The sequence below is a fragment of the Streptomyces camelliae genome (assembly GCF_027625935.1).
In the GTDB taxonomy this organism is placed as follows: Bacteria; Actinomycetota; Actinomycetes; order Streptomycetales; family Streptomycetaceae; genus Streptomyces; species Streptomyces camelliae.
Genome location: NZ_CP115301.1, coordinates 167,357 through 179,999, shown reverse-complemented (window position 1 = coordinate 179,999; position 12,643 = coordinate 167,357). Strand labels below are relative to the sequence as shown.

The 12,643-nt window shown below is 70.0% G+C and carries 11 protein-coding genes; 2 read left to right on the top strand and 9 right to left on the bottom strand.

Going from position 1 to position 12,643, the window contains the following annotated elements; genetic code table 11:
• The first annotated feature begins 149 nt into the window (after positions 1-149).
• Positions 150-911 carry a HEAT repeat domain-containing protein gene (locus O1G22_RS43920; protein ID WP_270086864.1) on the top strand — a complete coding sequence of 254 codons (762 nt, stop codon included), beginning with the start codon at positions 150-152 and terminating at the stop codon, positions 909-911.
• Positions 912-1,011: 100 nt separating this feature from the next.
• On the opposite strand, the gene O1G22_RS43915 is transcribed toward O1G22_RS43920, so the two are convergent.
• From O1G22_RS43915 to O1G22_RS43880, 8 genes are all read right to left on the bottom strand, one after another.
• Complete coding sequence (locus O1G22_RS43915; protein ID WP_487416698.1) at positions 1,012-2,043, bottom strand: methyltransferase; 1,032 nt, start codon at positions 2,041-2,043, stop codon at positions 1,012-1,014.
• Positions 2,044-2,325: 282 nt separating this feature from the next.
• Positions 2,326-3,549, bottom strand: coding sequence for a methionine adenosyltransferase (metK, locus tag O1G22_RS43910; RefSeq protein WP_270086862.1), 1,224 nt, complete (start codon positions 3,547-3,549; stop codon positions 2,326-2,328).
• Between the two features lie 35 nt (positions 3,550-3,584).
• Positions 3,585-5,165: a class I adenylate-forming enzyme family protein gene (locus O1G22_RS43905; RefSeq protein WP_270086861.1), complete on the bottom strand. Its 1,581-nt coding sequence runs from the start codon at positions 5,163-5,165 to the stop codon at positions 3,585-3,587.
• A 104-nt stretch (positions 5,166-5,269) separates the two neighbouring features.
• Positions 5,270-5,890, bottom strand: a complete 621-nt coding sequence (wrbA, locus tag O1G22_RS43900) for an NAD(P)H:quinone oxidoreductase (RefSeq protein ID WP_270086860.1) — start codon at positions 5,888-5,890, stop codon at positions 5,270-5,272.
• 44 nt (positions 5,891-5,934) lie between these two features.
• Positions 5,935-6,930, bottom strand: coding sequence for a class I SAM-dependent methyltransferase (locus O1G22_RS43895; protein WP_270086859.1), 996 nt, complete (start codon positions 6,928-6,930; stop codon positions 5,935-5,937).
• Positions 6,927-8,084, bottom strand: a complete 1,158-nt coding sequence (locus tag O1G22_RS43890; RefSeq protein WP_270086858.1) for a DegT/DnrJ/EryC1/StrS family aminotransferase — start codon at positions 8,082-8,084, stop codon at positions 6,927-6,929. Before O1G22_RS43890 ends, O1G22_RS43895 begins: the two co-directional genes overlap by 4 nt.
• Before the next feature lie 5 nt (positions 8,085-8,089).
• Entirely contained in the window at positions 8,090-8,656 is a 567-nt protein-coding gene (locus O1G22_RS43885) for a cupin domain-containing protein (protein ID WP_225102077.1), read from the bottom strand.
• Positions 8,657-8,687: 31 nt separating this feature from the next.
• A complete protein-coding gene (locus tag O1G22_RS43880; RefSeq protein ID WP_270086857.1) occupies positions 8,688-9,758 on the bottom strand; it encodes a type III polyketide synthase in 1,071 nt (356 codons plus the stop codon).
• Between the two features lie 554 nt (positions 9,759-10,312).
• Between O1G22_RS43880 and O1G22_RS43875 the strand changes: the two genes are divergently transcribed.
• Complete coding sequence (locus O1G22_RS43875; protein ID WP_270086856.1) at positions 10,313-11,236, top strand: sigma-70 family RNA polymerase sigma factor; 924 nt, start codon at positions 10,313-10,315, stop codon at positions 11,234-11,236.
• Positions 11,237-11,312: 76 nt separating this feature from the next.
• Here O1G22_RS43875 and O1G22_RS43870 read toward each other — a convergent pair whose 3' ends face one another.
• A complete protein-coding gene (locus O1G22_RS43870) occupies positions 11,313-12,230 on the bottom strand; it encodes an aromatic prenyltransferase (RefSeq protein ID WP_270086855.1) in 918 nt (305 codons plus the stop codon).
• Positions 12,231-12,643 lie beyond the last annotated feature (413 nt).

Below are 12,643 nucleotides of genomic sequence, written 5' to 3'. Positions count from 1 at the left end.
TCCGCGGAGGGGGTGGTGAACGTGCTTATGTCCGATGTCAATTGACGTCCTTCGAGCGTGCGCCATGTGCTCGGCTGATTCTTCCGTCTCCGCGGGCCGGGCGGAAATCGGGCGGCGCCGGGTGTGCCGCGCGGGTCAGACTGGCGCGCATGGAGGACGAGATCATCCGCAGGGTGGCCGAACTGGACGCGGAGTCGACCGAGGTGGCCGAGGAAGCGCAGCACGCGCTGATCGCCCTGGGGCCGAGCGTGCTGGAGCCGCTGATCGCGGCGGCCCCCGCGCTGAACCCGTTCGGGCAGCTGTGCGCCATCGAGGTGTTCACCGCGCTGGCCGACCCGCGCCCCGCCGGCATCCTGATCGGCATGCTGGGCAGCGAGAGCGCCACCGTCCGGCAGTGGGCCGCCGAGGCCCTGGCCGAACTGGGCGTCCGGCGCGCCGTGCCATGCCTGCGGCAGGCGTACGACGCGTTCCTGCGGCGCGGGGAGGCACCCGACGACAGCGAGGGCGAGGGGCTGCGCCGGGCGCTCACCGAACTGGGTGCCCGCGAGACCGTCCTGCCGCCGCGGTCTGCCGCGCTGCGCGGCTCGGGCGGCGCACTGGACGGTCTCTGGCCGGTGGAACACCTGCCCGAGGTGATCCGGGACCTCGCCGACCACGGGCAGGCGGTGCTCTACTTCCAGATCTGGGAGCTCACGCCCGACGGCGGACGCCGCGGCGGCGGCGGGCCGGGCATCGACTGGGACGTCGACCTCGACCGCCCCTGGCCCGAGACCGTCGCCTCCTGCCGCGACTGGGCACTGCTGGCGGCGGAGGCGGTGGACGTGGCGCCGGACCGGGTGGTGACGATCTCCTGGATCGACGTGACGGATCTCCGCGTCGACGGTCCCCAGGAGGCCCGTGCGGTCGGGTAGCCGGAGATCAGCAATGCTCTCCGGCCACCCGGACTCGACCCCGACACGGCCTCCGCCGTACTCGCCGGCATCGATCCTCCCCGGGCCGTGACACCGTCCGTCAGGCGATCTTCGTCGCGGACAGAACGGCCTCCACGGTGAGGGCGTGCGGCGGCAGGTTGGCCGGGTCGTCGGTGATCGCCTTGGTCACCTGGAAGCCGGACTCCTCAAGCCAGCTCTGCCAGGTGGACAGCTTCTGTGGGCCGCCCTGTCCCATGGTGCAGCCGACGAAGAAGCTGGGGTAGAAGTCGACGGTGTAGTTCTCGGTGTCCTTCAGGTTCTCCGGGAACACCGGGACCAGCACGTGGACCTGCGCGCCGGCGTCCAGCGACTGGTGGACGCTCTTGAGGATCCGGAGCACGTCGCTCTTGTCGAACATGGGCAGGAAGTGCTTGATCAGAACGACGTCGAAACCTGTGGGGACTTTCTCGAAGACGTCACCGCCGATGAACGAGCACTGGTCCTCGACACCGTGGGCGCGGAAGTTCTCCAGGCTCTCCTTCTCCTTCTCCGGCAGGTCGAAGTTGGTCACCCGAAGGCCGGGCGAGCCCTTCAGCCGAAGCGTGTTGATGGCACCGAGGCCGGTGTTGCCGGCGAGGTCGAGCACGTTGGACCCGGCAGGGATGTCGACGTTCTCGAAGAACCAGGGGTCGACGTGGGCGGTGACGGTGTTCATCAACTTGGCCCAGGGCTCGCGCAGTTCGGGCAGCTCTCCCAGCGCGCCGTACAGGTCACCGTCGTACCCGTACAGCTCCTTGAGGCCGGCGACCGTGCCGGTGCGCACGCTCTCGGTGAGGTAGAACAGCTGGCGCAGCGTGACGGCCTTGATCATGTTCAGGTCGGCGAGGGCCTGTTCGAGCAGCTTGTCGGAGACGCCCGCGAGCCCGTCCAGGGTGTAGGCGCCGGAGGCCTCGTCGTGGGCGACGAAGCCCTCCTTGACCAGCAGCAGCAGAAGCTGTTCCACGGCGTCCGGCTTGGCGCCGGCCACCTCGCCCAGCTCGGCCGCCGTCAGACCGGGCCGGTCCCGCAGCGCGTCGATGATGCCCAGCTCGAAGCAGGAGAGCAGGGTCATGAACCGGGAGGGTCCGACCATGTAGTCGCGAAACCGCCGCAGTGTCGCTTCCGGTGTCATTGCAACTGACCTCTTTCGGTGTCGGTGGTGGTCCGGCTGGTCCGGAGCTGAGCGGTCCTGGCGAAGCCGGCTGCGGTTCGGCAGCGCCCCCAAGGGGCGCGGGGAACTGCGCGACCAGCCACGACGGGCCCGCAGACGATCGACGTCCCCTCGCGGCACTTCCCGCGGAGCGCTTGGTACTCCTGGGTGCCGACCGTCTCCAGCACGGTGGAACCTCGGGGTGGGACGATCCGGGCGGTGCCGTCAGCTCGTGCCGGCCGCCCGGCGCAGGGCCTCGGCGCGGTCGGTGCGCTCCCAGGTGAAGTCGGGCAGCTCGCGACCGAAGTGGCCGTAGGCCGCCGTCTGGGAGTAGATCGGGCGGAGCAGGTCGAGGTCGCGGATGATCGCGGCCGGGCGCAGGTCGAAGACCGTGGTGATGGCTTCCTCGATCTTCTCGACGGCGACCCTTTGGGTGCCGAAGGTCTCCACGAAGAGACCGACGGGCTCGGCCTTGCCGATCGCGTAGGCGACCTGGACCTCGCAGCGGGAGGCCAGGCCGGCCGCCACGACGTTCTTGGCGACCCAGCGCATCGCGTACGCGGCCGAACGGTCCACCTTGGACGGGTCCTTGCCCGAGAAGGCACCGCCGCCGTGGCGGGCCATGCCGCCGTAGGTGTCGATGATGATCTTGCGGCCGGTCAGGCCGGCGTCGCCCATCGGGCCGCCGATCTCGAAGCGGCCGGTCGGGTTGACCAGCAGGCGGTAGCCCTCGGTGTCCAGCTTGATGCCCTCGTCGGCGAGCTGTGCGAGGACGGGCTCGACCACGTGCCGGCGGATGTCGGGGGTGAGCAGCCCGTCGAGGTCGATGTCGCTCGCGTGCTGGGAGGAGACCACGACCGTGTCCAGACGGACCGGGGTGTTGCCCAGATACTCGACGGTGACCTGGGTCTTGCCGTCGGGGCGCAGGTAGGGGACGGTGCCGTCCTTGCGGACGTGGGTGAGCCGGCGCGAGAGGCGGTGGGCCAGCTCGATCGGCAGCGGCATCAGGGCGGGGGTCTCGTCGGTCGCGTACCCGAACATCAGGCCCTGGTCACCGGCGCCCTGCCGGTCCAGCTCGTCCGCGTCTCCACCGGCGGCACCCTGCACCCGGGACTCGTACGCCGTGTCGACGCCCTGCGCGATGTCCGGGGACTGCGCGCCGATGGACACCGAGACACCGCAGGAGGCGCCGTCGAAGCCCTTGGCCGAGGAGTCGTAGCCGATGTCGAGGATCTTCTCCCGGACCAGCGAGGCGATGTCGGCGTACGCGGAGGTGGTCACCTCGCCCGCGATGTGCACCTGGCCGGTGGTGATGAGGGTTTCGACCGCGACGCGCGAGGCCGGGTCCTGGCGCAGCAGCGCGTCGAGAACGGCGTCGCTGATCTGGTCGGCGATCTTGTCGGGATGTCCCTCGGTCACGGACTCCGAGGTGAACAGGCGGCGGGACATGACACTCCAGGACGTCAGGGGGTGGGCAGCGGTCGCTATCGGTCCAGCTGGGCCTTGAGCCGTTCGGCGAGTGCGAGGCGCTGGACCTTCAGGGTGGCGGTGCGCGGCAGTTCGGCCTCGGGGATCTGGATCGGGTCGGACAGTTGCGGGAAGGCGGAGACGGCCTCGCGCCAGCGGGCCGGGTCCAGGGGTTTGTCGTCGTGGGTGCAGATCACCGGGATCGCCTCGGAGTCGGGGCCCTGGACGACGACCAGCTCGCTCAGTTCGTGCAGCTTGCCGAGGACGACGTCCTCGATCTCCAGGGAGCTCTTCACCCCCGGGATCATGTCGACCTCGCGGTCGAGCATGTGCAGGCAGCCGAACCGGGTGAAGTAGCCGATGTCACCGGTCCCCCACCACTCGCCCTTGCGGTTGTCGTCGTAGCGTTCCTGCTCGCCGTAGTACGTCTTGGCGAGGCCGGGCCAGGCGACCTCGATGCGGCCGGGGTTCTGCTCGGTCGGGCGCTCGCCGTCGCGGCTGACGACGCGCACCTTCGCCGCGCCCAGGGGCATCTGCCAGCCCACGCACCGCCCGTTCGCCTTGTGGGCGGAGCGGCGGAAGTAGGCGCGGCCGACGGCGGGGCCGACCTCGCTCTGGCCGTAGATCTGGAAGAACAGGGCCCCGCGCCGGTCGGACGCCTTGAGCAGCTTGCTCATCGTGCCGGGGTGGATCGCGTCGAAGGTGCTGCTGAACACCTTCACCGACCCGAACGGCGCCCGCGGGTCCTCGGTCAGCCCCTCCCAGTCCATCAGCGAGTTGGGCAGCGCCTCGATGAGGGCCGGGCGGTGCGTGAGGAAGTGCTCGGCGACGACAGCGGGGTCCGTCTCCCGCATCAGCAGGACCGGGTACTCCTTCAGCAGCGCCAGCGACATCGCCGCGACCATCCGCGAGTGCACGAACGGCACGTGGATGGCGACGGTCTCCTTCTTGCGCAGCAGGGACAGCAGCCGCCACTGCGGTACGAGGCGGATGCCCTGGGTGCGGGGTGTGTGCACCACGAGTTTGGGGATTCCGGTGGTGCCGGAGGTGTGGGTGATGACGGCGGCCTCGTCGATCGGCCGGACCACCGGCTTGACCCGCGGGGCGCCCGCGAGGTCCGCGAGCGAGATCGTCCCGGGCCGGTCGAAGGCCGAGGTGATGACCCGCGTGGTGAGGTCGGTCAGCGGCAGGTCGGCGAGCAGATCGAACTTGGTGCCGTCGGTGAGCAGCGTCGGCCGGCCGACCCGCTCCAGCAGGACGGCGACGGTCGCGGGGTCCAGGGCCGGGGAGAGGTTGACGACGACGCCGCCGATGCGGGAGACCGCGGCGGCGAGCATCCAGTGGTCGGCCCCCGGCGTCTTGTAGATCGCGACGTGGTCGTCGGGGCGGACGCCGGCCGCCCACAGCCGGGCGGCGAGGTCGGCGACGTGCTCGGCGTACTGGGCGACCGTCAGACGCCGTCCGGCGTCGGGCAGGACGTCCAGATCGTGGTCGAGGACGATCGGTGTCGAGGGGTTCACGGCCGCGGCCATCTCCGGCAGGAGACCGATGTGCAGGCCGCGCTTCTGTATCGACGAGTAGGCGGTGGAGCCCTTCATCGGGCTGTCTCCTTTGTGATGAGCGATGGATGTTCGGGCTGATCGCCGGCTCGGTGCGGGATACCAGGACGGCGCGGCGTCGTAGGCCGTCGGGACCGTGGCCGTCAGGCCGCGCGGCCGGCCTTGAGCGCCGCCGCCGTCTCCGTGACCCGGCGGGCCTGGTGACGGGCCGCCTGCAGCACCTCCTCACCGGGGAGGCCGTTGCTGCCGCCGGCACCGGAGACGTACGAGGTGCCGTACGGATTGCCCGTCCGGAACTGGACCGGGTCGGTGTAGCCCGGCGGCACGATGATGCCGCCCCAGTGGTAGAAGGTGTTGCTGAGCGCCAGGATGGTGGACTCCTGGCCGCCGTGGGCGGTGCCGGTGGCGGTGAAGGCCGAGACGACCTTGTCGGCCAGCCGGCCCTGCTGCCACAGCGGGCCCGCGGTGTCGATGAACGCCTTCAGCTGGCTGGCGACGTTCCCGAAGCGGGTCGGGGTGCCGAACAGTACGGCGTCCGCCCAGCTCAGGTCGTCGAGGTCGGCCACCTCGACGTCGGCGGTGTCCTGGATGTGCCGGGCCCAGGCCGGGACGGAGTCGATGGCCTCCGGCGGGGCCAGTTCACGGACCTTGCGCAGGCGCACGGTCGCGCCGGCCTTCTCCGCGCCCTCGACCGCGGCCCGCGCCAGGGCGTGCACGTTCCCGGTGGCGCTGTAGTAGATGACGGACACGTTCACAGGTGCCATGAGCGGCTCCTTCGCCGGCTTTCCGTCCGGTGCCTGTCCGGTGGCTACTTGGCGACGACGAGCGTGCCGGGCTCCGCGGTGTGGAAGGAGACGTCCTCGAAGCCGGCCTTGATGAGCCACTCGCGGTAGTCGCTGCGCCGCCAGGTGCTGCCCTGCCGGGTCTTGAGCAGCATCTCCGAGGCGAAGAGCAGCGGGAACTGCGGACCGCCGCGGTCGTCGTCGACGACGTAGTCGTTGACGACCAGGGTGCCGCCGGGCTTGAGGGCCTGCCGGAGCCTGGTGAAGACCTCCACGTTGCTCTCCGGGCCCTCCTGGTGGGCGATGTGGGAGTACACCGCGATGTCGTACTGCGCGGTGCCGAAGTCGGTGGTGTGGAAGTCGCCGGCGAGGGTGGTGAACCGGTCCCCGACGCCGCGCTCGGTCAGCAGCCGGCGGGCGATCTCGTTGATCGGCTCCCAGTCGAGCTGGGTCGCGCGGGCGGCCGGGTTGGCCTCCAGCCAGATGCCCGAGTAGATGCCTGAGCCGCCGCCCACGTCGAGGATCGAGATCTCACCGGCGTCGGCCAGCCCGAGCACCTCGGCGGCGATCGTCGCGGCGGGCACCGACTGTGCGGCGATGGCCGTGACGATGCCCTCCCAGTGCGGGTTGTTGGCGACCTCGACCACCACGTCCTTCACCGGGCCGCCGACGCGGACCACCTCGGCCAGGTCGGTGAGGGCGCCCGTGTGCGTCAGCTTGAGCCTGGCGAACGGGGCGAGCGAGACGGGGGTGTCCTCGACCAGGTAGGTGGCCGCCTCGGGGGTGTTGCGGTAGTGGCCCTCGTGCAGCTCGGCCAGGCCCACGCTGACGAGGCCGTCGAGGAGGGTCTGGGCGCCGCGCTCGGCGATACCGGCGCGCTCGGCCAGCTCGGTGGCCGTCTCCGCACCGTTCTCCAGGTGGGTGAAGACCTTGTGGGTGGCGGCCGCGGCGAGGATTCCGGTGGCCCAGTAGCCGTTGATCAGCCGCATGATGCCGACGGGTGATGGACGGTTGTTCGTCATGCTGCCCCTCCGAGGACCCGGGTGACGGACGAGTGGGTGCGCACCGCGCTGCGGAGGGCGTCGACGACCCGTTCGACCTGGTTCGGCTTGAGTTCCGCGTGCATGGGTATGGCGAGCTGGCGCGCGGCGAGATCCGCGGACACCGGGCACTTCTGCTGCGCCTGGAACACCGGCTGGATGTGGGCCGCGAACGTGCCGTGGCCGCAGCCGATGCCCTGGCCGCGCAGGTCGGAGGCGACCGCGGCGCGGTCCACGCTCGCGTCCAGCGTGACCATGTAGGTCTGCCAGGCGTGGGTGCGGTCCGCAGGGACCTGGGGCACCGTCAGGAGTTCTTCGTCGGCGAGCAGTTCGGCGTACTGCCGGGCCACGGCGCCCCGGCGAGCGAGCAGTTCGTCGATCCGGCCCAGCTGCACCTGGAGGATCGCCGCGGCGATGTCGGACAGCTTGAAGTTGTAGCCGATCTCGGTGAACGTCGGGATGGGCAGGCCGACCACGTTGCCCATGTCGAAGATGCTGCCGATGCCGAAGGAGGAGCGCAGTCGCGCGTCCTTGCCGATCGCGGGGTCACGGGCGAGCAGCGCGCCGCCCTCGCCGCTGGAGGCGCCCTTGCGCCCGTGGAAGGACAGGCAGCCGACCTCGGCGAGCGAGCCGGCCTGGCGGCCCTGGTAGGTCGCGCCGACCGCGCAGGCGGCGTCCTCGATGAGGAACAGGCCGTGGCGGTCGGCGATCGCCTGCAGTTCCGTGTAGTCGGCGGGCATGCCGACCGTGTCCACGGCGACGATGCCGACGGTGCGCGGGGTGACCAGGTCGGCCACCGCCTGCGGGTCGACGGTGTAGGTGTCGGGGCGTACGTCGGCGAAGACCGGGGTGGCGCCGACGTAGAGTGCGGCCTGTGCCGGCGCCGGGAAGCCGTAGTCGGCGACGATCACCTCGTCGCCCGGCTTGACGCCGAAGGCGAGCATGGCCAGGTGGAGCGCGGCGCCGCAGTTGCTGACCGCGACGGCGTCGGCGACGCCGTACTTCTCCGCGAGGCGGGCCTCCAGCGCCTTGCCCTGGGGGCCCTGACCGGCGGGCCAGCCGGAGGCGAACACCTCGGCGACAGCGGCCAGTTCACGCTCGCCGAGACTCGCGTGGACCAGGGATATCGGTTCCATCGTGGTCACCTCCCACTCTTGTTCGCGTGTGTGTCCTGGCCGGGGATGCGAGGGGCCGGGGGTTCGTAGACCAGCGGGGTGAGCTGGCCGACGTCGTAGCGCTTGCGCATCTCCTCGACGGCGGCCGGGTCGACCCCGGTGCCGCGCGACCAGATCTCCGCGATCTCCTCGAAGTAGTCCTCGTGGATGGGCGAGGGGAAGCACTGGAAGAGCATCCTCGCGGGCTTGTCCGTGGCGTTGCGGAACGCGTGCGGGACGCCGGTCGGCACGAACATGCAGCTTCCCTCGCCGGCGCGGACGACGTGGTCGCCCTTGGCGGACACCCACGTGTGCCAGGCGCTGTCCGTGCGCTCGGTGGGCTCGAAGCACAGCAGGTCGAGCTCGCCGTCCAGGACGTAGAAGAACTCCTGGGCCTCACTGTGCACATGTGCTCCGACGTCGAATCCGGGCGGCACGACCACCTCGAAGATCGACACGGAGGAGCCCATCTCCTTGGTGGCCTTGAATGTCACTTCTTGCGCCGGGGTGATCAGTTTTCGCCCGGCGCCGGCCGGGAGAATGAGGTCAGTCATACGCTTGGTTTCCTTCGTCCGGGCGCGGGCTTCAGGCGGCGAGGACCCGGGGGGCGTCGGCGGCCCAGGTGCCGAGTGCCATCTCGGCGGTGATGCCGGGACCGAACCCCGCGATCAGACCGGTCGCGCCGGGAGCCGGGGTGTCCTCCTCCATCAACCGCCGCGCGGCCTCCAGAACGACAGCGCTGGCGATGTTGCCGTACTCGTTCAGCGTCGACCAGCTGTGCCGGAACACACCCCGGTCGACCTCCAGATACTTCGCCAGATCGTCCAGGATGCGCGGACCACCGGCGTGCACGATGTAGAAGTCCAGCTTCCCCGCGTCCCAGCTGTGGTCCTTGGCCAGCTCCCGCAACACCGGCGCCAGCGGCTCCATCGTCCCCGGCACACGCCGGTCCAACTGGAAATGGAACCCGGTGTCCTTCACCGCGTACGAGATCCAGTCCTCCGTGTGCGGGATCAGATACGACGCATTGCGCTCCAGCTCGATACCCACACCACCATCGCCCCGCACCACAGCCGCGGCGACCGCGTCACCGAACAGACCGTCCGACAACAGCGAGCCGATGTCGTCGGCACTGGGCTGGTAGCACAGCGAGCACAGCTCGCAGGAGACGATCAGCACGTTGCTGCCGGGATGAGCCACACAGAAGTCGTGGGCCCGGTTGATCGCCGCACCACCGGCCGCGCAGCCCAGCTGCGCGATCGGGATCTGCCGGGTGTCGGAACGAAAGCCCAGCTTGTTGATCAGCCACGCCGTCAGCGACGGCATCATGAACCCGGTGCACGACACATAGATGATCGCGTCGATGTCACGGGCCGGCAGCTCGGCATGGGCCAGAGCCCGCTCGATGACCTCCGGCGTGCGCTTCTTCGACTCCGCCTCGTAGATGCGGTTGCGCTCCTCGAACCCCGGGTGCCGCAGGGTCTGCTCGATGGGCTGCACGATGTGCCGCTTCTGCACACCCGTGTTACGGATCAGACGCAACGCCAGCGGAAGCTGCGGCTTGCCCGCATGCGCCTTCCGCGCGAACTCCAGGGTCTCTTCCACCGTGATGACATACTCCGGCGCACTCATCGCCGGCTTGCACAGCCTGGGCATATCTGGAATCCACTTCTTTTGGAGTCTCGACAGCGAGGGCAGCAGGACGTCGGGCTGACGGCAGGCCATGTCCGCCTGTCCGCAGGCACGTTGACGCCGGAGTCCCTCGGACGGACAGCACCGGCCGGGCTGTCCGGAGGGGGAAACGGGGGAACCAGGGGGGAAGCGACGGGTGGCGGCCGCTCGGGCCTGACCACAGGGCCGGCGCGGCAGGCGGCTTCGACGCCGGCCCGGCCACGGCGGTGTGCGCGAGAGGGGGGGCGGGCCGCCTCGGTCTTACGGCATTGCGGGACAGAGCGTGCTTGCGCTCACCGCACCCACGAGCGCTTCGGTCTCGTCTGCGCGAACCGGCGGGCGGCGCCCAACTGACAGCCGCCTGGCTGTTTTTGGGCAGGCTAGGGGTGCACCAATCGTGACACAGGCAGGGCCCCCCGCCAAGCACTCCCCGAAGTGACCAAAGTCACATTCAAGGCAGTCTGTCCCGCACCCGGTCACATTCTCGGGGTCTGTCCTGTCGGACATACAAGGCATTGGTGGGAGAGGGGTGTGACCCGATGAACGAGAGCGAATGGCTGGCCGCGCGGTTCGAGACCGACCGGCCGAGGCTGCGTGCGGTGGCGTACCGGGTGCTCGGCTCGCTGACCGAGGCGGACGACGCCGTCCAGGAGGCCTGGCTCCGGGTCTCCCGCGCGGACGCCGCCGCGGTGGAGAACATGAGCGGCTGGCTCACCACCATCGTGGCCCGCGTGTCGCTGAACATGCTCCAGTCGCGCAGGTCGCGCCGCGAGGACCTGGTGGACGACCCCGAGGCCGAGGGCCCGCAGTCCCCGGACGCGGTGGTCGACCCGGAGCAGGAGGCGGTGCTCGCCGAGTCGGTCGGCGCGGCCATGTTCCTCATCCTCGACACCCTCACGCCCGCCGAGCGGCTGGCGTTCGTCCTGCACGACATGTTCGCGGTGCCCTTCGACGAGATCGCGCCGATCGTGGACCGCACTCCGGCCGCGGCCCGCCAGCTGGCCAGCCGCGCCCGTCGGCGCTTCCAGCAGCAGCGCGCCGCCCCGGCCGCGGAACCGAAGAGCGTGCCGGTCCAGGACGAGGGCGCCGGCGCCTTCCAGGCCGCAGAGGCCGACTTCGTCGACGCCTTCCTCAACGCTTCTCGCGAGGGCGACTTCGCGGCCCTGCTGGGCATCCTCGCCCCGGACATCGTGGTCCGCGCCGACCAGGCGGCCATGCGCATGGGCGCGGCCACGGGCAGGCCCCTGGCCGAGGAGATCCGCGGCGCGGACGCCGTCTCCCGCGCCTTCGCCAAGCTCTCCTGGGCCCCGGTGCCGGCCCTCATCGACGGGGCCGCCGGGCTGGCCTACGTCCAGGACGGCGTGCCGCGGACCGTTCTCCGCTTCACCATCGCCGACGGACTGATCACCCGCATCGACATCATGGCCGACCTGACCGACCTGCAGATCATCGTCCTGTGCTGAAACCGCCGCGGCACGTGCCGCGGCAGCGCGAAAAGGGCGGTCCGCACGGGACCGCCCAGGTCGTTCGAGGTGGTGCTCAGTCCACCAGGGAGTCGAAGGCCTTCAGCAGGCGCCGCTGGACGTCGGTGATGTGGTAGTACGCCCCGAGCTTGTAGTACTCCTCCTTGGGCGACAGAGTGAGCCCGTAGACGAGGGTGCGCTTCTCCCCCACGTACGAGTACGGCGCCCTGGTCGCGTAGTTGTGGAACTTCTCGATGTCGCCCGGGTCTTCGGAGGGCACCAGTGTGGGGTCGTTGGAGATCACGGCGAAGCACAGCCGCTCGATCTTCCCGGTGTCCCAGCCGAGGGTGGGGTAGACCGAGAACGAGCGCTTGCAGAACTCCAGCCCCAGCTCGGTCGGAACGTGCAGGCCCAGCTCGCGCACCAGGGCCAGGACGGAGTCCGGCTCCAGGTACTTCCGGTTCAGATTGCTGAAATAGAGGTTGACCTGCCGCTTCTTGTAGTCCATCGAGGTCATCTGGACCTTGTCCAGGCCGTAGCGGGCGAACAGCTCGGCGTTCTCGGCCACGGACTTCGGCATGGAGGGAATGGCGCTCAGCTGGGCGACCCCGGGCATGTTGTCGGTGGGGAAGAACGCGTACGTCTTCTTGAAGCCGCCGGTGACCTCACCGTCGATGGCGAACAGCGAGACCGGAAGGTGCTTCTGGGTGTCCGCCAGCAGGTCGTCCACGGGATGGCCCGTCGCCGGGAACAGTCCCTTGTCCAGCACGGTGGCGTACGGGTCACCCTGGGTCGTCTCCGCCGAGATGCTGAAGTCCAGCTCCGTGGAGTGGCGCCCGCTCGCCATGGAGAAGACGACCACGCCCTGGTCGAGCCTGCCTCGGAACGCGTCCAGCAGCGGATAGACCTTGTCGCGTGCGCAGGTCACGCCCAGCAGACCGGCCGCTTCCTCCATGGCCGCGTAGACGCGCTCGACATCATCAGTTCCGGACATTCAAACCTCCACACGTGTTCCCGAGGATCCGTCACAAGTCGATCGGCGGTTCGGGGACATTGAACGAAGCGATGCCGTGCGCCGCCCCCCGCTGCTTCCCCGCCCCAGCGTCGGCCAGGCGCCTTGAGCGTGACTGGAGAATCGACTGGTGCCGACTTGGCGCACAGACCGTCGGCACATAAGGTCGCAATCAGCGGCGGAACCATTGCCTTTTCCACGCCGCAAAGGAAAACACCGACGTCCAGAACCGTCACCCCCCTACGGGCACTTGTCGTATTCGGCGCGCGCATGTGAAAAACCCGCTCCGTTCAGGCCGTTCACCGCGCTGCACCAGGCGTCCGGTCGCCGGACACGGCCTGCTTCGGCCGTCCTGGCCGTCGGCCAGGCGCCCTCCGGTACCGGCCGGGCGACCG

Excerpts from the sequence above, each read along its gene's own strand:
- O1G22_RS43915 (WP_487416698.1), bottom strand. The coding sequence starts at position 2,043 with ATGGTCGGACCCTCCCGGTTCATGACCCTGCTCTCCTGCTTCGAGCTG.
- O1G22_RS43885 (WP_225102077.1), bottom strand. The coding sequence starts at position 8,656 with ATGACTGACCTCATTCTCCCGGCCGGCGCCGGGCGAAAACTGATCACC.
- O1G22_RS43880 (WP_270086857.1), bottom strand. The coding sequence starts at position 9,758 with ATGCCCAGGCTGTGCAAGCCGGCGATGAGTGCGCCGGAGTATGTCATC.
- O1G22_RS43890 (WP_270086858.1), bottom strand. The coding sequence starts at position 8,084 with ATGGAACCGATATCCCTGGTCCACGCGAGTCTCGGCGAGCGTGAACTG.
- O1G22_RS43875 (WP_270086856.1), top strand. The coding sequence starts at position 10,313 with ATGAACGAGAGCGAATGGCTGGCCGCGCGGTTCGAGACCGACCGGCCG.
- O1G22_RS43905 (WP_270086861.1), bottom strand. The coding sequence starts at position 5,165 with ATGAAGGGCTCCACCGCCTACTCGTCGATACAGAAGCGCGGCCTGCAC.
- metK (WP_270086862.1), bottom strand. The coding sequence starts at position 3,549 with ATGTCCCGCCGCCTGTTCACCTCGGAGTCCGTGACCGAGGGACATCCC.
- wrbA (WP_270086860.1), bottom strand. The coding sequence starts at position 5,890 with ATGGCACCTGTGAACGTGTCCGTCATCTACTACAGCGCCACCGGGAAC.
- O1G22_RS43870 (WP_270086855.1), bottom strand. The coding sequence starts at position 12,230 with ATGTCCGGAACTGATGATGTCGAGCGCGTCTACGCGGCCATGGAGGAA.
- O1G22_RS43895 (WP_270086859.1), bottom strand. The coding sequence starts at position 6,930 with ATGACGAACAACCGTCCATCACCCGTCGGCATCATGCGGCTGATCAAC.
- O1G22_RS43920 (WP_270086864.1), top strand. The coding sequence starts at position 150 with ATGGAGGACGAGATCATCCGCAGGGTGGCCGAACTGGACGCGGAGTCG.